This is a genomic window from Pontiella sulfatireligans, from assembly GCF_900890705.1.
GTDB classification, from domain to species: Bacteria; Verrucomicrobiota; Kiritimatiellia; order Kiritimatiellales; family Pontiellaceae; genus Pontiella; species Pontiella sulfatireligans.
Genome location: NZ_CAAHFH010000002.1, coordinates 933785 through 953413, shown reverse-complemented (window position 1 = coordinate 953413; position 19629 = coordinate 933785). Strand labels below are relative to the sequence as shown.

The 19629-nt window shown below is 58.1% G+C and carries 12 protein-coding genes and 1 tRNA gene; 6 read left to right on the top strand and 7 right to left on the bottom strand.

Features of this window, described 5'->3' with window-relative positions; genetic code table 11:
- Positions 1 to 66: 66 nt before the first annotated feature.
- Complete coding sequence (secA, locus tag SCARR_RS16965) at positions 67 to 3123, bottom strand: preprotein translocase subunit SecA (protein WP_136062857.1); 3057 nt, start codon at positions 3121 to 3123, stop codon at positions 67 to 69.
- 167 nt (positions 3124 to 3290) lie between these two features.
- Between secA and SCARR_RS16960 the strand changes: the two genes are divergently transcribed.
- The gene (locus tag SCARR_RS16960) at positions 3291 to 4754 is read left to right on the top strand and encodes a WecB/TagA/CpsF family glycosyltransferase (RefSeq protein ID WP_136062856.1); all 1464 of its coding nucleotides are present in this window, start codon (positions 3291 to 3293) and stop codon (positions 4752 to 4754) included.
- On the opposite strand, the gene nfi is transcribed toward SCARR_RS16960, so the two are convergent.
- Both nfi and hemL read right to left on the bottom strand, forming a co-directional pair.
- On the bottom strand, positions 4743 to 5390 hold the full coding sequence (gene nfi, locus SCARR_RS16955) for a deoxyribonuclease V (RefSeq protein WP_136062855.1): 648 nt from the start codon (positions 5388 to 5390) through the stop codon (positions 4743 to 4745). The two genes, SCARR_RS16960 and nfi, sit on opposite strands and share 12 nt — an antisense overlap.
- Positions 5391 to 5480: 90 nt before the next feature.
- A complete protein-coding gene (gene hemL / locus SCARR_RS16950; RefSeq protein ID WP_136062854.1) occupies positions 5481 to 6743 on the bottom strand; it encodes a glutamate-1-semialdehyde 2,1-aminomutase in 1263 nt (420 codons plus the stop codon).
- Positions 6744 to 6962: 219 nt separating this feature from the next.
- Between hemL and serS the strand changes: the two genes are divergently transcribed.
- The 3 genes from serS (at position 6963) to SCARR_RS16935 (ending at position 10116) form a co-directional block, all read left to right on the top strand.
- Positions 6963 to 8228 carry a serine--tRNA ligase gene (serS, locus tag SCARR_RS16945; protein WP_136062853.1) on the top strand — a complete coding sequence of 422 codons (1266 nt, stop codon included), beginning with the start codon at positions 6963 to 6965 and terminating at the stop codon, positions 8226 to 8228.
- A 146-nt stretch (positions 8229 to 8374) separates the two neighbouring features.
- Positions 8375 to 8449, top strand: a tRNA-Asn gene (locus tag SCARR_RS16940).
- A gap of 194 nt (positions 8450 to 8643) precedes the next feature.
- A complete protein-coding gene (locus SCARR_RS16935) occupies positions 8644 to 10116 on the top strand; it encodes an IS4 family transposase (protein ID WP_136062852.1) in 1473 nt (490 codons plus the stop codon).
- A 373-nt stretch (positions 10117 to 10489) separates the two neighbouring features.
- Here SCARR_RS16935 and katG read toward each other — a convergent pair whose 3' ends face one another.
- From katG to SCARR_RS16920, 3 genes are all read right to left on the bottom strand, one after another.
- Positions 10490 to 12832, bottom strand: a complete 2343-nt coding sequence (gene katG, locus SCARR_RS16930) for a catalase/peroxidase HPI (protein WP_136062851.1) — start codon at positions 12830 to 12832, stop codon at positions 10490 to 10492.
- A gap of 175 nt (positions 12833 to 13007) precedes the next feature.
- Positions 13008 to 14927 carry a RecQ family ATP-dependent DNA helicase gene (locus tag SCARR_RS16925; RefSeq protein ID WP_136062850.1) on the bottom strand — a complete coding sequence of 640 codons (1920 nt, stop codon included), beginning with the start codon at positions 14925 to 14927 and terminating at the stop codon, positions 13008 to 13010.
- A 4-nt stretch (positions 14928 to 14931) separates the two neighbouring features.
- On the bottom strand, positions 14932 to 15813 hold the full coding sequence (locus tag SCARR_RS16920; RefSeq protein ID WP_136062849.1) for a homocysteine S-methyltransferase family protein: 882 nt from the start codon (positions 15811 to 15813) through the stop codon (positions 14932 to 14934).
- 113 nt (positions 15814 to 15926) lie between these two features.
- Here SCARR_RS16920 and SCARR_RS16915 point away from each other — a divergent pair, with 113 nt between their 5' ends.
- Positions 15927 to 16631 (top strand): transposase, encoded by a 705-nt coding sequence (locus tag SCARR_RS16915; protein ID WP_136062848.1) that lies wholly within the window; start codon positions 15927 to 15929, stop codon positions 16629 to 16631.
- A gap of 170 nt (positions 16632 to 16801) precedes the next feature.
- Here SCARR_RS16915 and SCARR_RS16910 read toward each other — a convergent pair whose 3' ends face one another.
- Positions 16802 to 18028, bottom strand: a complete 1227-nt coding sequence (locus SCARR_RS16910) for a pyrophosphate--fructose-6-phosphate 1-phosphotransferase (RefSeq protein ID WP_136062847.1) — start codon at positions 18026 to 18028, stop codon at positions 16802 to 16804.
- A 164-nt stretch (positions 18029 to 18192) separates the two neighbouring features.
- Between SCARR_RS16910 and SCARR_RS16905 the strand changes: the two genes are divergently transcribed.
- Positions 18193 to 19557 (top strand): ankyrin repeat domain-containing protein, encoded by a 1365-nt coding sequence (locus SCARR_RS16905; RefSeq protein ID WP_168433384.1) that lies wholly within the window; start codon positions 18193 to 18195, stop codon positions 19555 to 19557.
- Positions 19558 to 19629: the final 72 nt, after the last annotated feature.

Below are 19629 nucleotides of genomic sequence, written 5' to 3'. Positions count from 1 at the left end.
TCTTTCGCGGTTAATCAAAATGCTTGCCGTTCATGCGCAATGAAGCGGGAAGCATCGTCTACGTAGCTACTTCGCGCCGCAGCACTTTTTGTATTTACGGCCGCTGCCGCAAGGGCAGGGGTCGTTGCGGCCGACCTTTGGGCCGTCGTGGCGCACCGGGGCAATCGGCTGGGGAGGCTGCGGCAGTTCCATTCCGGGAGGCGGTGCGCCCATGCCGGGCGGCAGTGCGCCTTGCGGGCGGGCGGCGGCTTGGGCGGTGGCGGCGGCCAGAGCCGAGGCCTGGGGATGCCGCGCCTGCATTTTGTTGAGCGACTGGAAGAATTCTTCGATCGCTTCAACGGAGGTGGCGGAACGGAAAATGGCGGAGGCAATCTCTTCGTAGATGCGGTCCATGAGGTCCATGAAGAGGTTGTAGGCTTCGCGCTTGTATTCCACGAGCGGGTCGCGCTGGCCATAGGCCTGCAGCCCGACGCTCTCGCGCAGGCTGTCCATGTTGCGCAGGTATTCCTGCCAGTGTTCGTCGATGGCCTGAATGATCATGTGGCGTTCAAGGCGCTTAAGCGCTTCGGTGTCTTCGTGCCGCGCCTTCAGGTTGTAGGAATCGGTAACGCGCTCCATCACGCACGCAGTCAGGCTTTCGGTCGTCTTTTCGGCCGGCAGCTGCTCATCGTTCATGCCGAGCGGGAAGGTGGTGTTCACCCAGATGATGAATTCGTGGAGGCCCTCGGCGCTTTTCAAGGCAACGGCGTCGGCGGCGCGGGTGGAAACGGCCTGTTCGACCGAGTGCATGAGTTGTTCGCGGGGATCTTCGCTGGTGAGCACTTCGGAGCGGAATCCGTAGATTTCTCCGCGCTGGGCGTTCATCACATCGTCATATTCGAGTGTGCGTTTGCGCATCATGAAGTTTTGCTGCTCGACGCGGCGCTGGGCGGTTTCGATCGATTTGTTCAGCCACGGATGCTCCAGCACTTCGCCTTCTTCGATGCCAAGCTTTTCCATGATGCTGGAAATGCGGTCGGAGCCGAACAGACGCATCAGGTTGTCTTCGAGCGAGACATAGAAGCGGGTGATGCCCGGGTCGCCTTGGCGGGCGGAGCGTCCGCGCAGCTGGCGGTCGATCCGGCGCGATTCGTGGCGCTCGGAGGCGATGACGTAAAGGCCGCAGGGCTTTTCCTGCAGCAGTTTCCGCAGCGTCGTGCCTTCGGTCTTGGAGTCGAGCGAAAACTCCTTGGACTGCAGGTCTTCCTGCTTCAGGTGGACGACGGTTTTGCCCAGCTTAATATCGGTGCCTCGGCCGGCCATGTTGGTGGCAATGGTTACGGCGCCGGGCTGGCCGGCGTTGGCGACAATCTCGGCTTCGCGCGCATGGTTCTTGGCGTTGAGCACATTGTGGACAATGTTTTCGCGACGCAGCATGCGGCTGAGCACTTCCGAGGTTTCAACCGCCACGGTGCCGACGAGCACGGGCTGCTTGCGGGCGTGGGAGGCCTTGATGTCGTCGATGACGGCGTGGAACTTTTCGCGCTGGGTCTTGTAGACCTGGTCGTTGAGGTCGACGCGGCGCACTGGGCGGTTGGTCGGGATGACCATTACGTCGAGGCCGTAGATCTGGTGGAACTCGTCGGCTTCGGTTTCGGCGGTGCCGGTCATGCCCGAGAGTTTGTCGTACATGCGGAAATAGTTCTGAATGGTGATGGTGGCAAGCGTCTGCGTCTCGCGTTCGATCTTGCAGCCTTCCTTGGCTTCGACGGCCTGATGCAACCCGTCGCTCCAGCGGCGCCCGACCATCAAGCGGCCGGTATGCTCGTCGACGATCATCACCTGGTTGTCCTGCACCACATAATCGACGTCCTTTTCATAGACGCTGTAGGCGCGGATGAGCTGGTCGACCGCATGGATGCGTTCATTGCGCATGGCAAAGTCTTCTTGAATGGCCTGTCGCTTTTCCATGATCTCTTCGGGGCTCAAGTCGTTTCCGCCGTCGAGCTCCGCCATTGCGGAAACCATGTCGGGGAGGACATACATTTCCGGGTCGTTCGGGTTGAGCTCGGCGCATCCGATTTCGGTCAGGCCGGCGTCGTGGCCCTTTTCGTCGATGGTGAAGAAGAGTTCCTGACGCAAGGCGCGGGCCTGATCCTTGCGGGTGTCGGCGAGCATCTGCATCTGGGTTTTTTCGAGCAGCTTGCGGTATTTGACATTCTCGATCATATGCATGAGCTGCTTGTTCTTGGGCATGCCCTCGAACACTTGGTAGAGCTTTAGCGCGGCTTCCTCTTCTTCGCCCTCCGCAATCAGCTCCTTGGCCTCCTTGAGCAGGCTGGTGCAGAGATCGCGCTGGCGGCGCACGAGGCGCGCGGTGGCCGGCTGCAGTTCGGAATATTGCGTGGAGGAGTAGGGGGCGGGGCCGGAAATAATCAATGGCGTACGCGCCTCGTCGATGAGGATCGAGTCGATTTCGTCGACGATGGCAAAATTGTGGCCGAGTTGCTGCACCATGTCTTCGGGGCTGTAGGCCATGTTGTCGCGCAGATAGTCGAAGCCGAATTCGGAGTTGGTGCCGTAGGTGATGTCGCACAGGTATTGTGCGCGACGCTCGGGCGGGGGCATCATGTTTTTCAGGCAGCCAACGGAGAGGCCGAGCCATTTGTAGAGATGGCCCATCCATTCGGAGTCGCGCTGGGAGTGGTAGTCGGAAGTGGTGACGACGTGGGCGCCTTTTCCGGAGAGCGCGTTGAGATAAACCGGCAGGGTCGCGACGAGGGTTTTTCCTTCGCCGGTGGCCATTTCGGCAATCATGCCCTTGTGGATGGCCAAGCCGCCGATCAGCTGCACGTCGAAGTGCACCATTTCCCAGTCAAGGGGGTGTCCGATGACGTCGATTACTGTCCCGCAAAGCCTGCGCGCGGCGTTTTTAACTACGGCAAAGGCTTCGAGCTCAATGTCCTCCAGGGTTTCGCCGTTCTGGAGGCGCGTCTTGAATTCCCCGGTTTTAGCCTGCAGCTGTTCGTCGCTCAGCGCTTTGTATTCTTCGTCGAAAACGTTGATCTTGTCGACCAGCGGGTTCATTTTTTTCAGGTCGCGCTCATTCTTTGAGCCTACGATCTTTTTTATAATCCAATTCATGTCATTTCCTGTATTTGCAAAAAGAGGGAGAAAGCTACCTGATTTGACGCCACCCCACAAGCCGGTATTGGGAAAAGGGGCGGGTGGCCGCTTTCCTTTGATTTGGAAAAGCTTCCGGCCTTATAAACACTTGAAAAACGCTGTGGGCTGCGGTAGTGTTCCGCACTATGGCAAATGAACGATCAGCCCCGCTGTCGCTGGCGATCTGCGGCGTGCCGTTCCACAACGTTTCGTTCGACGAAGCGGTGGAGTGGATTGTTGACCGTGTCCGGTCCGGGCGTCCGGCCAACATTGCCACGGCCAATCTCGATTTTGTGACGCGCGCCTGGAGCGACCCCGAGCTGCAAAGAATCCTCATCGACGCCGATCTCGTGCTGGCTGATGGCTTTCCCATTGTAAAGCTGGCTCCGTTTTTCGGCCCCGCGCTGAAGGGCCGAGTAACCGGAAGCGACCTCACCCCGATGCTGGCCAAACGCGCCTCCGCGGAAGGGTTCAGCATCTATGGGCTGGGGGCGGCGGTTGGCGTGGCCGAAAAGGCCATGGCGATTCTGAAGGAGCGCCATCCGGAACTTAAAGTGGCTGGAATCAGCTCGCCTCCCTACGTCCCGCTGTTGGAAATGGACCATCGCGGCATTCTCCAGCAGCTCGATACCGCCAAGCCCGACATTCTCTTCGTAGCCTTGGGCTCGCCTAAGCAGGAAAAGTTCATCAGCATGCACGTGCGCGGGTGGAATGTGCCGGTCGCCATGGGCGTGGGGGCCTCGCTCGATTTTGTGGCCGGTGAACAGCGTCGTGCTCCGGTTTGGGTGCAGCGGATCTATCTTGAGTGGCTTTGGCGCATCTGCTCCAGCCCCCGGCGGCTCTTCCGGCGCTACATGGCCAATCTAGGCTTCTTGTTCTCCGCCACCCTCAAGATGTTTTCCATTCACTGCATGGCCGACAAGCCCGTGCCGTTCCACGCTTTGGTGGAAGAAGGCATTCAAGCTTTGGGTGAACGCGGCATTTCCGTTGAGCGCTTCCAGAGGTTGGAAAGCGAAGACGCCGCCCGCGGATTTGTAGAACGTCTCGCCGCGGCTACGGTTGAAGCCCATGTTTTGGTTGATCTCCATGCCGTTCCTTGGCTCGACAGCCTCGAGCTCGGCGCTTTGCTCGAGGTCAATAAATCCTGCCGTTCCCGGAGCCGGCGCCTGATTCTCTACGGCCTGCGCGCCAAAGTGCGACGTCTGCTCGAAACCTGTCACCTCATCGACTATTTTGACACCGCTGACAGCCTCGATGCTGTTGAGGGCATCGTGCAAAACCTAAAGGAGCATGCGGATGGCGGAACGCTTTATGAAGAAGGAGCGCTCACGCTGGAGCTTCCGATTGAGCTGACGGCCGCCACGATTCCCCGCTTTGAAAAAGAGGCCGACTTCATCCGCCACGAGCTGAAAGAGCAGGGCATCCTCAAAACGGTCGAGGTGGATGCCGCCCAGCTCGATTTTATCGACAGCTCCGGGCTTGGGTTCCTCATTTCCCTCAAAAAAGCCACGCAGGACGAAGGCGTCAGCATGTCCATCGCCAACCTCGCCGCCAAGCCCCGGCGCACGTTCGAAATCGCCCGCGTCGACAAGATTCTCCTACACGGCTGATGCCAGCTTGTGCGCCCGGCGGGTGGTCTCTGGCAATCTGTATCGGGTGACGCATTTCATGACGAGCTCATGCGAGCTTTTGATGGAGACGCGGTGGCCGGGGGAAATGTAGAGTGGCTTGACGTTGGTGCGGGTGCGCAGCACAACGCCGATCTGTTCGCCTTTATCCATCAGCGGAACGTGGCTTCCTTTTTCCAGCGGCACTTCGTCGTGAGTGCCGGTCAGTCGCGATTTGGCGACGCCGATGGCGGGAATATCAACGAGCAGGCCGAGATGGGTGGCGATGCCGAAGCGACGCGGATGGGCGATGCCTTGGCCGTCGCACAGCAGCAGATCGGGCATGGCATCGAGCTTGAGCATCGCTTCGAGCACGGCGGGGATCTCGCGGAAGGAGAGCAGGCCGGGCACATAGGGGAAGGTGGTCGGGTGTCGCGCAATGGCGGTTTCGACCATTTCCAAGGTTTGGAAGTCGAGCACCGCAATCGCTGCACGCGTGATCGTATTGTTTTTCTCGAAGCCGACATCCACCCCGGCGATGGTCTTGATTTCGCCGAAGTCATCCTTAAGCTTCACGTGATCCTGCAGCGCGTGCTGGATCTTAACGGCTTCCTTCGGACTGACATTCCATGCATGCATAGCCTAAACACTCGCTCGCAAACTCGCTTAAGGCACGAAGGACACTAAGTTACATATTCTCTCTTCTTTGAGTTCTTAGTGTCTTCGTGTTTACAATTTTCCGAATGCTTCTAGGAAAGCATCGATGTCGGCTTCGGTGTGGGCGGCGGAGACGAAGGCGACTTCGTAGCCGCTGGGCGGGGTGTAGAACCCGTGGTCGAGCATGTGATGGAAATAGCGCGCGTGCGCTTTTTGGTCGCAGGCTTTAGAGTCGTCGAGGTTGCGGACGGGCGCTTTGCGGAAGAAGGGCGTGAACATGCCGCCGCGCTGGGCGCAGTGCAGGTCGAGCCCCTTTGTTGCGGCGATGCGGTTGATGCCGTCGGCGAGGCGTTTTCCGAGAATTTCTATTTTGAGGTACGGGCTTTCGTCGCGCAGCAGTTCGAGCGTTTTCATGCCGGCGGCTACGGCGACCGGATTGCCGCTGAGCGTGCCGGCTTGGTAGACGGGGCCGAGCGGCGCGAGGTGCGACATGATTTCCGTGCTCCCGCCGATCGCGCCGATGGGCATGCCGCCCCCGATGATTTTTCCAAGCGTCGTGATGTCGGCCTTAATCCCGCTCATATGTCCGTAGGTGGTCGGGCCGAGGCGGAAGCCGTTGATGACTTCGTCAAAAATGAGCAGGGCGCCGCAGTCGGCGGTGGCGGCGCGCAGGCCTTCGAGGAATCCGGGTTCCGGTTCGACGAGGCCCATGTTGCCGGCGACCGGCTCGACGATGACGGCGGCGATTTCGTCGCCGTTGGCCTTCAGGATTTCCTGCACGGCGGCGAGGTCGTTGTAGGGCGCGACGAACACTTCTTCGGTGGCGGAGGGGGATACGCCGGCGGAGGAGGAGATACCGCCGGTGAGCAGGCCGCTGCCGGAGGCGACGAGCAGGTAGTCGGAGTGGCCGTGGTAGCAGCCGTCGAACTTGAGGATCTTGCGCCGGCCGGTGACGCCGCGCGCAAGGCGGACGGCGGTCATGACGGCTTCGGTGCCGGAGCTGACGAGGCGCACCATGTCGATTTCCGGAATGAGCGAGCAGACCAGCTCGGCAAATTCGGCTTCCACGGCGGTGTTGGCGCCGAAGCTCAATCCATCGGCCGCCGCGTTGGAAACAGCCTCAACCACCTCTTCGCGGGCGTGGCCGAGAATGAGCGGTCCCCACGAGCCGCAAAAGTCGATCAGCTCGGTGCCGTCCTCGGTTTGGACCTTGGCGCCTTTCCCTGATTTAAAGTAGACGGGCGTGCCGCCCACGCCGTTGAATGCGCGCACGGGGCTGTTGACGCCGCCGGGGATTACGGCTTTCGCCCGATCGAACCATTGCTCTGAATTCATGCTGTTTCCCTTTTGTATGGAAGTTGATTGGCCACGAAAGAACGCAGAGAAAACAAAGGCAGTGCCTGTGCATGCTTTTTGCGTTCCCTGCGTTCTTCCGTGGCCAAAAAGTAGCACCTGTGTAGTTTGGACGGAAAGAAAAAAACGGGATTCCAGCTTCCAAAGATTGGCAGATTCCGCGAATAATACCGGCTCTTTTCAAACCTAAGGGGTTCAACCATGCTGGATATTCGATTTGTTCGTGAAAACGCTGACGCGGTGAAGGCCGCAATGATCAACCGCAACGCCGAGGTGGATGTGGACGCCTTGCTGGCTCTTGACAGTCGCCGCCGTGCCATTGTGGCCGAAGCGGAAGTGCTCAAGGCTGAGCGCAACAAGATTTCTAAAAGCATCGGTCTAATGATTAAGGAGGGCAAGGATCCCGAGTCCATCAAGGCTGAAGTGCGTGAGATGGGCGATAAGATTTCCGCTTTCGACGAAGATCTGCGCAAAATCGACGCTCAGTTGCGCGAAGGGCTGCTCTACATTCCCAACATGCCCTCCGCCACTACGCCGGTCGGCAAGGATGAAAACGACAATCCGGTGATTCGTTTCTGGGGTGAAAAGAAAACCTTTGATTTTGAACCGGCCATGCACTGGGATCTTGGCGCGTCGCTCAAGTTGTTCGATCTCGAGCGCGGCGCAAAAATCGCCGGCTCCGGCTTTCCGCTGTTCACCGGTCGAGGCGCCAAGCTCGAGCGCGGGCTGATACAGTTCATGCTCGATCTGCACACCGAAGAAAACGGATATACCGAAATCGCTCCGCCGTTCATGTGCAACGACGTTGCCATGACCGGCACCGGCCAGCTGCCCAAGTTTGCGGAAGACATGTATGCTGTGCCACTCGATGGCCTCTATCCCATCCCGACCGCCGAGGTTCCCGTAACCAATATGTACGGCAACGAAATTCTTGATCAGGAACTGCCGATCTGTCTCACGGCCTACACGCCCTGTTTCCGCCGCGAGGCCGGATCCGCCGGCAAGGACACCCGCGGGCTGCTGCGCGTCCATCAGTTCGACAAAGTCGAGATGGTCAAATTCACCACGCCCGAAACGTCCGCGGAAGAGCACGAAAAGCTGACGCTCGACGCCGAGAAGGTTTTGCAGAAGCTTGGCCTGCACTACCGCGTGATCGAACTCTGCACCGGCGACCTCGGCTTCAGCGCCGCCAAGTGCTACGACATCGAGCTCTGGGCGCCTGCGCAGGACAAGTGGCTGGAGGTTTCCTCCTGCTCCAACTTTCACGACTACCAAGCGCGCCGCGCCAACATCCGCTACCGCAACGAAGACAAGAAAACGACCTTCGTGCACACCATCAACGGCTCCGGCGTCGCACTTCCGCGCCTCGTCATTGCCATCATGGAAAACAATCAAAACGCCGATGGCAGCATCGACCTCCCTGAAGCCCTCTGGCCCTACATGGGCGGGCTTCAAAAGCTTGCTTAGCGAGAAAACAAAGGGTGAGTGAAGACCGGCCCTAAGGGGTACAAATTCTTGGTTTTTAGGGATAACCCCATTTAGGGCAAAAAAGTTGCTTTCGGGGTGTTGACTTGTCCCGTGGTTAGTGTACTTTGTTCGCTTCTTACGAGAATTCCTGCGTAGCTCAATGGTAGAGTAGGTGACTGTTAATCACTTGGTTGTAAGTTCGAGTCTTACCGCAGGAGCCAATTTAAACCCCGTTATCAGCAATGATAGCGGGGTTTTTTATTGGTTGGGTGTATTGGCCCTGTTTTTGATAAAAAGGGTCAGAGTAGAATGGCGCTAGTTTAAAGTAATTACGAGACTTTTGGCGCGGTGAAAAAATGCATGCTTTTTCACAATAAAGTATGTACAATTCTTGTGCGTTATGTCAGTCTCTGGCATGAAAAATACAACGCCCTATTTTGACGGATTCCTGATCCATACCCTGCGACGAAAATCACGCTCAACCCAGCAGAAGATGGCGGAGGAACGCGATTGGCTTGCAAAGAAAACCTTCCAACAGATCGGAGAGCTTTGCGGTAAATTTATACCTGCAAATTTGCTCCAATCGAACGCGTCCGGAAATCTTAGCCGCAATCGCATCTATTCGAAGGCGAATGTTTTCTGGGCCTTCTTTTCTCAGATACTTTCACCGGACGGCGGCTGCAAAGAGGCGGTTAAAAAACTGCAGGCTTATTCTTCCGAAAGAGGGTTAAAAACACCCTCTTCCTCTACGGCATCCTATTGTACGGCTCGCACGAAACTTGAGCTGGCAATGCTGAATGAAACGCTAGAACAGACCGCAAAGAATCTCGATAGAATGGCTGAAACGTATTCGTTCCATGACAGAAGGGTGGTTGTGGTGGATGGCACCGGATTTAGTATGCCAGATACGGAAGCCAATCAGAAAGAATGGCCGCAGAGTGCTTCTCAAAAACCGGGATGCGGCTTTCCAACCGGACGAATCTGCGCCTGTTTTTGCTTGGATTCGGGGGGCTTGCTCAGCCATCGAATCGGAAACAAAAAATCACACGAACTTCCGTTGCTTCGCGATCAGCACAGCACATTCAAGCAGGATGACATCTTCTTGGGAGACAAGGCTTTCTGCTCTTATTATGACATAGCTAAGTTCAAAGAATTAGGAGTAGACAGCGTCGTCCCGTTGGCCCGGCGCAAACCGATATCAGGGGCCCATTGCGTCAAGAAATTAGGAGATGGGGATCTGCTAATTCGCTGGACACGACCTTACCATCAAAAGAAAAGAAGTGTCATTTCAAGAGAGGAATGGGAGCAATTACCCAAAGAGCTGATCTTGCGCCAAATCAAGGTAACCGTGGCTCAGCCAGGCTTTCGCGTGGAAGAATATTACATCATTACTACGCTACTTGACGAATCGCTCTATTCGGCGGTCGAAATCGCCGGTCTCTATTTTCGACGCTGGGATGTTGAGCTATTTTTCCGGGATCTGAAAACTACGATGAATATGGATATATTGCGCTGCCAGACGCCCGAAATGATCCGTAAAGAAATCCAGATGTATTTCATTGCATACAACTGTATCCGATGCCTGATGTGCGCGGCCGCGACGGAAGCCAATGTGCCCGTTCGTCTCATCAGCTTCAAAGGGACTATACAGGCGATGCGCAACTGGGAACCTATCTTTGACTCAACGCAAATAAGCAAAACAGATCGACGAAGAATACTCGCTGATTTCTATGAATCAATCGCCCGCGTTCCCATCAGTCAACGACCAGACAGATTCGAACCGCGCCGCGTTAAGCGAAGACCCAAACCATTCCCATTAATGACGTCTGCTCGTGAGGTCATGAAGGAGAATCTGAACAAGGAAAAATCCGTTGCAAAACAGGTCTGAACTAGCGCCATTCGGGTCAGAGTACCAGCTTTAGTCAACCCTGATTTATGAGATTTGTTTTAGGCATGGAGGGAGGGTCTCCGCTGAAGAGCGGTTTTTTTCGTTGCTGGATTTGCGCGGGTTTTCGGCTTCGGATTAGGGGCGGATTTCAACGACGGGAAACAGGGGGTGACATTCCGGGCTCTGATGATCCGTCCGCTGCAGACTGGTTTGACGAGACATCGGTTTTGCGCACAGGCGCAAGCGTGTCAGAGTACCTTTGAGCAGTGCCTCCCTGGAAGGGGGGCGGATCGGAATCCACCCCCACGAAAATGGGCAGGCTCGAAAGCCTGCCCGATGCTCGGAATCAGATATTAGCTGATTTTTGCCATGATCAATCGAGGTCGAAGCGGTCAAGATTCATGACTTTGTCCCACGCGGCCACAAAGTCGTTCACGAATTTATCCTGTCCATCGGCACTGCCATAGACTTCCGCCAGAGCGCGAAGCTGGGAGTTCGACCCGAAGATGAGATCAACACGGGTGCCGGTCCACTTCAGTTCGCCGGTTTTGCGGTCACGCCCTTCGAAGACGTCTGCGTCTTTCGAGGTCGGCTTCCACGTTGTGCCCATATCGAGCAGGTTCACGAAGAAGTCGTTGGAGAGTGTTTCCGGCCGCTTGGTGAAGACGCCATGCGGGGACTGTTCATAGTTGGCATTCAGGACCCGCAGGCCTCCAACGAGCACCGTCATTTCCGGAGCGGTCAGCGTCAGCAGCTGCGCCTTATCCACTAGGAGGTCCTCGGCCGATACGGCAATTTTGGCCTTCTGGTAGTTGCGGAATCCGTCAGCTGCCGGTTTGAGCACCGCGAAGGAGTCCAGATCGGTCATTTCCCTCGACGCATCGGTGCGTCCCGGAGCGAACGGCACGGTAAGATCGTACCCGGCATTCCTAGCTGCCTGCTCGACGCCGGCGCAGCCGCCCAGCACGATCAGGTCTGCCAGCGAAACCTGCTTCCCGCCGGACTGCGCCTTGTTGAAGTCCTTTTGGATTCCCCTAAAGGTCTTCAGCGCGGACTTTAGCCGGACCGGCTGGTTCACTTCCCAGTTTTTCTGCGGCGCCAGCCGGATGCGTGCGCCGTTCGCACCGCCACGCTTGTCGGAGCCGCGGAACGTGGATGCCGATGCCCAGGCCGTTGAGACCAGTTCCGGTATCGAAAGGCCAGAGGCCATGAGTTTTTCTTTAAGATCAGCGATCTCCTGAGCGTTGATCAGCTCATAATCGACTTCGGGCACCGGATCCTGCCAGATCAGCACTTCAGCCGGGACCTCCGCGCCGAGATAGCGCGAGCGGGGACCCATGTCGCGGTGGGTCAACTTGAACCACGCCCGTGCGAAGGCGTCCTCGAATTCTTTCGGATGTGCGAGGTAATGCCGTGCGATCGGCTCGTAGATCGGATCGAACCGCAACGCGAGGTCGGCCGTGGTCATCATCGGGGGATGTTTCTTGGACGGGTCGTGCGCATCAACCACCATGTTTTCCGGGGCGACGTCTTTGGCATGCCACTGATTTGCGCCGGCCGGGCTCTTGACCAGCTCCCACTCGTATTCAAAGAGCATCTCCAAATAGCCCATGTCCCATTTGGTCGGGTTCGGTTTCCATGCGCCTTCAATACCGCTGCCGATCGTATCGCCGCCTTTTCCGCTACGGAAGCTGCTTTTCCAGCCGAGTCCCTGTTCCTCGAGGGGAGCCGCTTCGGGCTCGGGGCCCACGTGGGTTGCAGGTCCGGCGCCGTGACACTTGCCGAAGGTGTGCCCGCCGGCGACTAGCGCGACGGTCTCTTCGTCATTCATTGCCATGCGGGCGAAGGTATCGCGGACATCCTTGCCGGAGGCGACCGGGTCGGGGTTTCCGTTGGGCCCTTCAGGGTTTACATAGATCAGGCCCATCTGTACAGCCGCGAGGGGATTGTCGAGGTTGCGATCGCCGGAGTAACGCTTGTCGCCAAGCCATTCGCTCTCGGCTCCCCAGTAAATATCCTCTTGCGGTTCCCAGACGTCGGCACGACCCCCTGCGAATCCGAATGTCTTTAATCCCATGGATTCGAGGGACACGTTGCCGGTCAGGATCATCAGGTCGGCCCACGAAATCCGGTTGCCGTATTTCTGTTTGATCGGCCAGAGCAGACGGCGGGCTTTGTCGAGGTTTACGTTATCCGGCCAGCTGTTGAGCGGCGCAAAGCGCTGGGTGCCGTACCCCGCACCTCCGCGGCCGTCACCCATGCGGTACGTGCCCGCGCTGTGCCATGCCATGCGAATGAAGAACGGTCCGTAGTGTCCGTAGTCCGCCGGCCACCAGTCCTGCGAGTCGGTCATCAGGACCTCGAGATCCTTCTTCACGGCCTGCAGGTCGAGCTTTTTGAATTCCTTGGCGTAGTTAAAATCCTCGCCCATCGGGTTTCCCTTGGCGGAGTTCTGATGGAGTATTTTCAGGTTCAACTGATTCGGCCACCAGTCCTGATTCGACGTTCCTTTGCTGGCGGCGTGTTTTTGCGTCATGCCGGTTACCGGGCATTTGCTCTCTTCATTTTCTCCATTCGTGGGCAGACACAGGCTCAGTGCAGCAATGAATAGAGGCAGAATTTTGGGGTTCAGCCAACGCGGCCAAAGCTTGCGGGACGACGTGCCGCTGCCTGTAGCGGGCTGTGTGGCTTGGGGTGTGACGTTCTTGTTGTTCATCTCCATTCTCCTTGCTGGTTAATTTAGACAAAACGGCCAATTACGTATAATTACTGGCTTAAGACCTGCATTTTCTGCGTGGCGCGTTCTTTTGTCAAGTCAGCGCGGTAATTTTGCCGCGCGCCACGTCCTCAAACCCGGCAATGATCTGCCCGTTTTTTTGATGAACTTGAAATTAGTTAACTGTTTCAGCGAGCCGGTCGAGCAACGTTTTGAAGGGGACTCGGGCGCAGGAGCCGAAGAGGCGGTTCCCGCGGAGGCCGCGCTGGGCGCTGACGGCGGGGGAGTTGAGCCCGCACAGGAAGCGGGCTTGCTGGCGCGGCTGGTTCAGAGCGGCGGGATGTTGAGTTGCGAGTGCCGCGATGGTTTCCAATACAGTCGGATCGATGGGCGGCGCGGTTCGTTCGGGCAGCGCGGCGGGGGCGTCGCCCAGGCAAACGCCGCAGTGGCCGCAGGGTTCGATCGGTTCGCCGAAATAGGAAAGCAGGCGGTTGGTGAGGCAGGTGGTTTCCTGCGCATAGGCGACCATGCCGTCGATCCGCTCGATTTCCAGCTGTTCGTGCTGCGCAAAGAGGTTGGCGAGTTTTGCGCATAGCTCGGTGCGGTCAACCTCGGGTTGGATGCGTTTGAAGCGCTGGCGATAGCCGGACATTTGGAGGGTGATGCAGTGTTTTTCCTGCAGGCTATCGAGGGCGCGGAGAATGACATCGCGCGGTTGGCCTGTCTTTTCGATGGCGTCGTCGATGTCGAGCGTGATCCATTTGCGCGCTTTTTTGCAGGCGGAAAATAGTTTTTTGAGGAAGGCCGCTTGCTTGTCGGAATAGGGGGCGAGGATTTCGGCGCTGGACTGGTGGACGGCAAATCGGATTTCGCTGTAGTAGTAGCCGTCGAACTGGATGATGCCGAATAGTTCCAGATGGGTCAGCAGGGTGCTGACGACGAGGGGACGGATATCGTGTGCCGTGGCGAGTTCGCGGGCGGTGACGTCGATTTCGTCGCCGGCATCGAGGATTTCGTTGACGAGGCTGGTGATGCTGGCAGCGGCGGGGGTGTCGCCATAGACAAAGTTTTCGAGCGTGGTGCAGTCGTCCGTGCAGGCGAAGAGTTCGCAGACAGCGGGGGCGCCGTCGCGACCGGCACGGCCGGTTTCCTGCAGATAGCTTTCGAAGCCCTTCGCGAGGTGGTAGTGGTAGATGTAGCGGATGTCGGCTTTGTCGACGCCCATGCCGAAGGCGATGGTGGCGCAGATGATTGGGATGCGGCCTTCCATGAAGGCTTCCTGCGTGGCGGTGCGCTGCTCGGTTTGCAGGCCGGCGTGGTAGGGGGCGGCGTTGAAGCCGTTTGCGACTAAAAGCTTGGCGGCGTTTTCGGCGTCTTTCTGGAGGCTGACATAGACGATGGCGGGGCCGGCGGGCCGTTCGCGGAGCCGTTTGAGCAGGAGCTGGTCGCGCTCGCTGCCTTGGCAGGCGGTTACGCGGAATTCAAGATTGGGGCGGTAGAACCCGGTGTTGACGACGTCGGCGGGTTGGATGCCGAAGGCTTCGGCCATGTCGGCCGATACTTTGGGTGTGGCGGTGGCGGTAAGGGCCAGCACGCGCTCGACGTTGAGCGACTTTACCGCCTGTGCAAGCTTGAGGTAGTCGGGGCGAAAGTTGTGGCCCCAAGCGGAGATGCAGTGGGCTTCATCAACGGCGAGCAGGCTGATTTGAAGCCCGCGGATGAGGTTGAGAAAGCGCTCGTTGGTGAGCCGCTCGGGCGAAACAAAAAGCATTTTCAGGTGGCCGCCGCGGATCGCGTTGGAGACTTCGCGGTATTTTTCTTCGGTCAGGCTGGAGTCGAGCCGTTCGGCATTGACGCCCTTGGCCTGCAGGCTGTCGATCTGGTCTTTCATCAGCGCAAGCAGCGGCGAAACGACGAGGGTCAGGCCCGGCAGCATGAGCGCGGTCAGCTGGTAGCAGAGGCTTTTTCCGGAGCCGGTCGGAAAAATCGCCGCCGCGCTGTGGCCGGCGAGCAGGATTTCGATGGTTTCGAGCTGGCCGGCGCGAAAGGCGTCGAAGCCAAAGGTGGTTTTCAAGTGGTCGGATGGAGTGGGCATAGGTTTACCGGTGTTGGGTGATGTATTTCAGATACGAGGCATCGGTTCCGCAGCATCCGCCAAGCAGTTTAAGGCCAAGGGTGTGGCGGCGTTCGATCATGCGTTCGCCCCAATCTTCGAGGTCGTCGTTATGAATGTCTTCGGACTGGTCCAGCTCGTCGTGACTAAGCGATGAGGCGTTGGCTTGGAGTGAGATTAATCTGGAGGTTGCGGATGCGGAAAGTTTCGCGGCCTGCAGGAAGGAAGGGTAGCTGCAGTTGACGCCATAACCCAGCGGCGGTCGTTCGGTTTCGGCATCGATCCGCTCGATGGCGGTCTCGAGGGTCGTGCCGTCGAGTATCTTTCCGGTTTGATCGATGACAAAGCTGATGATGTAGGGACGTTCGGTGGCGGCCATCGCCTGAGCAATGCCGAGGGCTTCGTTGATTTCCGGCAGCGTGACCGCATAGAGAAAGTCGGCGTCGAGCAACCGGTTGATCTGCCAGGAATGAAAGTCGACGGCCTCCGCGCGGGAGAGCGCTTCATCGGGTCTATAGCAGTCGTTCCTGCACCCGATCATCCCGCCGACGAAAACGCCTGCATACGACTTCAAGAAACGCACGGCATCCGCGTTTACATCCGTTTCAATGTTCGCTTCGGCAAGCCGCGCCTGATTGGCTCTCCACGTGGTTGTGCTCAGGGCGATAGGCAGCGCCGCCTGCTGGGCTTCCTCGATATATTCCCGGTAGATCGAGTCCAGCGCCGCGCGCCCCTCGGGGCTGTAGATGAGCATCGCGTTTTCAAGGCGCGGGTGCAGCCGGACTTCCGGGTTGCGCCGCAGCCGCTCAACGATGGCGGCTTCCATAAGCATTAGCGGGCGGGTTTGGATGGTTTTTTCAAAAGTCATGGAATACAGCGTATGAATTTCTTGGAGAAAGAGGGATGAAAAAGAGCCACGAGTTTCGGGGCGTAGAACGGTGCTCCGCGCCGTTTTGGTTTGAATAGGAATTTTCGGCCGTTATGCTGTTCCGCATGTCCCGTTGCAATGAACAACCGAAGCTCGTCGCGTTCAATTCACATGCCCCCGTTCGCGTCTACCATCGGAATCTGCCGCATTGGCGGCAAGAGGGCGCGACCTATTTCGTTACATTCCGGCTTGGCGATTCCATTCCAAAGCAGGTGCTGTTGCAATGGCAGGAGGAAGATCAGCTGTGGCTTAAGGCGAAAGGAGTAGAACGTTCCTCCGGGACGTTTGCAGAAGCATTGCCCGAGTATCTTCGTGAAGAGTATGCCAGACGATCGGCCAGAAGAATGCATGTCGAGCTTGATCAATGCCACGGGAGCTGTTTGCTGGGGAACGCGGAGGCAAGGGAGGTCCTTTCCGGTGCGCTTGAGCATTTCCATGGTGACCGTTGGTGGGTGGGCGATTATGTGATTATGCCGAATCATGTACATGGATTGTTTCAGCCCCTTGCGACGAGAAACGGCGCAGAGCACCGTTATACGGAGTTGGAAGATGTTCTTGGGGCGGTGAAGGGATTTGTATCGACCCGCTTAACGAAGCTGGGTTTCAAGACCGGGAAGCTGTGGCAACAGGAAAACTATGACCGGCTGGTGCGCGATCGGAAGGAGCTGGGTGTTTGGCGAAAATATATCCAGTGTAATCCGGAAAAGGCCGGGTTGCACGAGGGGGAGTTCACGCATGTTGAATGTGATTGGTTGTAGAACGGTGCTCCGCGCCGTTTGCTCTGTTTGGCGGAATACACGGCCCGGAGGACCGTGCTACGAAAAAGGGCAGGCTCGAAAGCCTGCCCTTTTGATGAGTGAGCCGTGAGGCGTGATTCAGATTGGTCACGCCTCACTCATCACGCGTCACGTTTAGTCACGTCTCACGCTTAATGCTCGGCAACGACCTTGGCGCCTTTGGCCTGGCCGAGGTCGGCGAGGAGCTCGCCGAACCACTCTTCGTCGATGTCGAACGGCTTGCCGCCGGCGATGCGCGGGAATTCGATGGCACGCAGCTCGAAGTCTTTATCGTCGTCTTGGCCGACCACGCCGCCGATGCCGGCCTGGGCGGATTCTATGGCTTTGTCGCAGCACTTTTTGATGAGGTCGAGGTCGGCTTCGTTGGAAGCGGCCGCGCGGGCAAAGTAGCCGGACTTCTGGATGAGCACCTTTTCAGCGCCGAGGAGCTTGGCGAACTGCTTGCCGAACCAAGCGCCGGGGTTGACGGCGTCGAGCTTGGCGTGGCCGAAGGCGTCGCGCGGCACTTCTTCGCCGGCGGCTTCCATTTCCTTGACGATGGTTTCGAGGCCGGCGCCTTCGGAGATGAAGATGTTTACGTTGTCGTAGTCGTCCATGACCTTGCCGAGGCGTTCAGCTTCGGCGGCAATGTTGACTTCCATTTCGGGAATGAAGATGGCGTGGACGTCTTTGCGCTCTTTGGACAGTCCAATGTTCGGCAGGAAGTCGAGCTCTTCGAGGGTTTCGTGGTAGACCTTGGCGGTGTATGCGGTGAGCCAGCCGCAGCTGCGGCCCATCACTTCGTGGATGATGAGCATGCGCGGGTTGGCGTTATGCTCGGCCACGACGTTGGAAAAGAATTTCGCACCTTCTTCGGCGGCCGTCCATGCGCCGAGGGACTGTTTGATCGGGAAGACATCGTTGTCGATGGTCTTCGGCAGGCCGACCACGATGAGCTTGTAGTTGTTTTCCGCGAGGAAGGCCGCGAGATCAGCCGCGGTGGTGTTGGTGTCGTCGCCGCCGATGGTGTGGAGGACTTCCACGCCGTCTTTGATGAGTTGGTTGGCCGCCACTTCCAGCGGGTTTTCGCCGGGCTGCACGAGGCCGCGGTTTTCGCAGTCCTTCACGTTGGTGAGCTTGACGCGGCTGTTGCCGATGGGGCTGCCTCCGTGTTTGTAGAGGACGGCCGCGTTTTCGCGGATTTCGCTGTTCACCTTGATCGAGTTGCCTTGGAGGAGGCCTTTGTAGCCACCGATGTAGGCGATGATTTCGGTTTCGGGGGAAACTTCGGTGTAGCGCTCGATCAGACGACCGATTGCGGTGGAGAGGCAGGGCGCGAGGCCGCCGGCGGTCAGCAGTGCAACTTTCTTGATAGCCATGGTGTTAATTCCTTTTAGTTTAAGGGATTGAAAATGAAGCGGCATATAATGGGAAGCGGCGGGGAAAACGCAAGGGGAAAGAATTGGATTATTGGAACAGGGGATTGATGGAATCCGATGATTCGTGTACGTGTTGGTGCTTCGAATTTATGGGGCAAGGGGATATGGCGGATCTATTTATTATTCGGGAATGGCTCAAGTTTATGCTGTGGGCGGTTGCGGTCGCAGTGGGCGGCGGCGCGTTGGCGACATGGCATTTTTGGGGGCAGATCGATCTGCTCGGCGACGAGCGGTCGTTTTTGCTGGCGGCAAGCATTACCGGGGCGCTGGCATTGGCATGGGTGTTCCTGCTGGTTTATTTTTTGGCCGCTCAGCGCGTTATGCAACCGAGTCATCATAACCCCGGCGCGCTCGATGCAATTCCTTGGTGGGTGCTCAAAGTGCTGTTGCTGGTGGTTTTCATTGGGGCCATGGCCTATGGCCTGAAGCGTTACGGCGATCAGGGCGAAAATGAGTTCGTCCTTCTGCGCCACGGCCATTTGCCGCAGCTCGAGGAGCGGCTGGTCGCAGTTCCGGCCCTGCTCGAAAAGCACGAGTCCAAAGGCGGGCCAACACTGATGCAGGCGGCCTTCCGCGAAAACCACCCAGAGGCCGTGGTGCTGTTGCTCGGGCATGAAGCCTCGCTCGACGGCGTTGATCCTCAGGGTCGGAGCCCCGTGGTTGCTTCGCTGCAAAACCTGTCCATGTTGGAGGCCTTGTTGGGGGCGGGGCTTGATCCGGCGGCACCCGATGCCGAAGGGAATGCGCCCCTGCACTATGCCGTTGCCCTGCAGGTGCCCGAAGCGGCCCGCGCGCTCGTCGAGGCCGGCGCCGATGTGGACGCACGCGATTCGCTCTACCGGACCCCGCTCCTGCGCGCCATCGAATCCGACGACCTTGAGGTGGCCGCTGTCCTGCTCGGGCTCGGCGCCAACATCAACGCCTACGACCGGCGTGCCGACACGCCGCTGCACAAGGCCGTGCGGCGGCGGAACCCCGAGAGCATTATGTTCCTGCTGGAACACGGGGCTGACCCGAAGCTGTTCAATATGGCCCGCCTTAGTCCGCTGCACATTGCCGCCGTCAACGGACAGGACGAGCTGGTGGAGATTTTTACCGCGCAGCCTGGCCTGGCGGATTTGGTCGATGAAGACGACCGATCGGCGGCTGAACACGCGATGAAGGCGCGCCAATATGAAACCGTGCGGCTGCTGTTCCGCAGCGGCGCCGACATCAACCGTCTGGGGAAGGACGGTGAGACGCTGCTGCACCGCATGATCCGGGCGCGCGACTACAACGCCGCGAGCTTCCTGATCGACGAAGGCGCCGACGTGCATCTGGCCAATTCTGGCGGCGTTTCCGCCTACGACCTCCTGCGCCAAAAGCAGCTCCAGCGCCTGCTCGACCTCGTCGATGCACGCGACAATCCCGAAGCCGCCACCAACACGGTGGATACTGTATCGGATGAGGTGCCGGATTCAGAAAATTAACGCCCCTTGCTCAATTTGCATACGGTTAGTACGTGTTTTAGCGTTGCCATGCCTTTTGCAAGGGAATTTACT

Excerpts from the sequence above, each read along its gene's own strand:
- secA (WP_136062857.1), bottom strand. The coding sequence starts at position 3,123 with ATGAATTGGATTATAAAAAAGATCGTAGGCTCAAAGAATGAGCGCGAC.
- SCARR_RS16960 (WP_136062856.1), top strand. The coding sequence starts at position 3,291 with ATGGCAAATGAACGATCAGCCCCGCTGTCGCTGGCGATCTGCGGCGTG.
- nfi (WP_136062855.1), bottom strand. The coding sequence starts at position 5,390 with ATGCATGCATGGAATGTCAGTCCGAAGGAAGCCGTTAAGATCCAGCAC.
- hemL (WP_136062854.1), bottom strand. The coding sequence starts at position 6,743 with ATGAATTCAGAGCAATGGTTCGATCGGGCGAAAGCCGTAATCCCCGGC.
- serS (WP_136062853.1), top strand. The coding sequence starts at position 6,963 with ATGCTGGATATTCGATTTGTTCGTGAAAACGCTGACGCGGTGAAGGCC.
- SCARR_RS16935 (WP_136062852.1), top strand. The coding sequence starts at position 8,644 with ATGAAAAATACAACGCCCTATTTTGACGGATTCCTGATCCATACCCTG.
- katG (WP_136062851.1), bottom strand. The coding sequence starts at position 12,832 with ATGAACAACAAGAACGTCACACCCCAAGCCACACAGCCCGCTACAGGC.
- SCARR_RS16925 (WP_136062850.1), bottom strand. The coding sequence starts at position 14,927 with ATGCCCACTCCATCCGACCACTTGAAAACCACCTTTGGCTTCGACGCC.
- SCARR_RS16920 (WP_136062849.1), bottom strand. The coding sequence starts at position 15,813 with ATGACTTTTGAAAAAACCATCCAAACCCGCCCGCTAATGCTTATGGAA.
- SCARR_RS16915 (WP_136062848.1), top strand. The coding sequence starts at position 15,927 with ATGCTGTTCCGCATGTCCCGTTGCAATGAACAACCGAAGCTCGTCGCG.
- SCARR_RS16910 (WP_136062847.1), bottom strand. The coding sequence starts at position 18,028 with ATGGCTATCAAGAAAGTTGCACTGCTGACCGCCGGCGGCCTCGCGCCC.
- SCARR_RS16905 (WP_168433384.1), top strand. The coding sequence starts at position 18,193 with ATGGCGGATCTATTTATTATTCGGGAATGGCTCAAGTTTATGCTGTGG.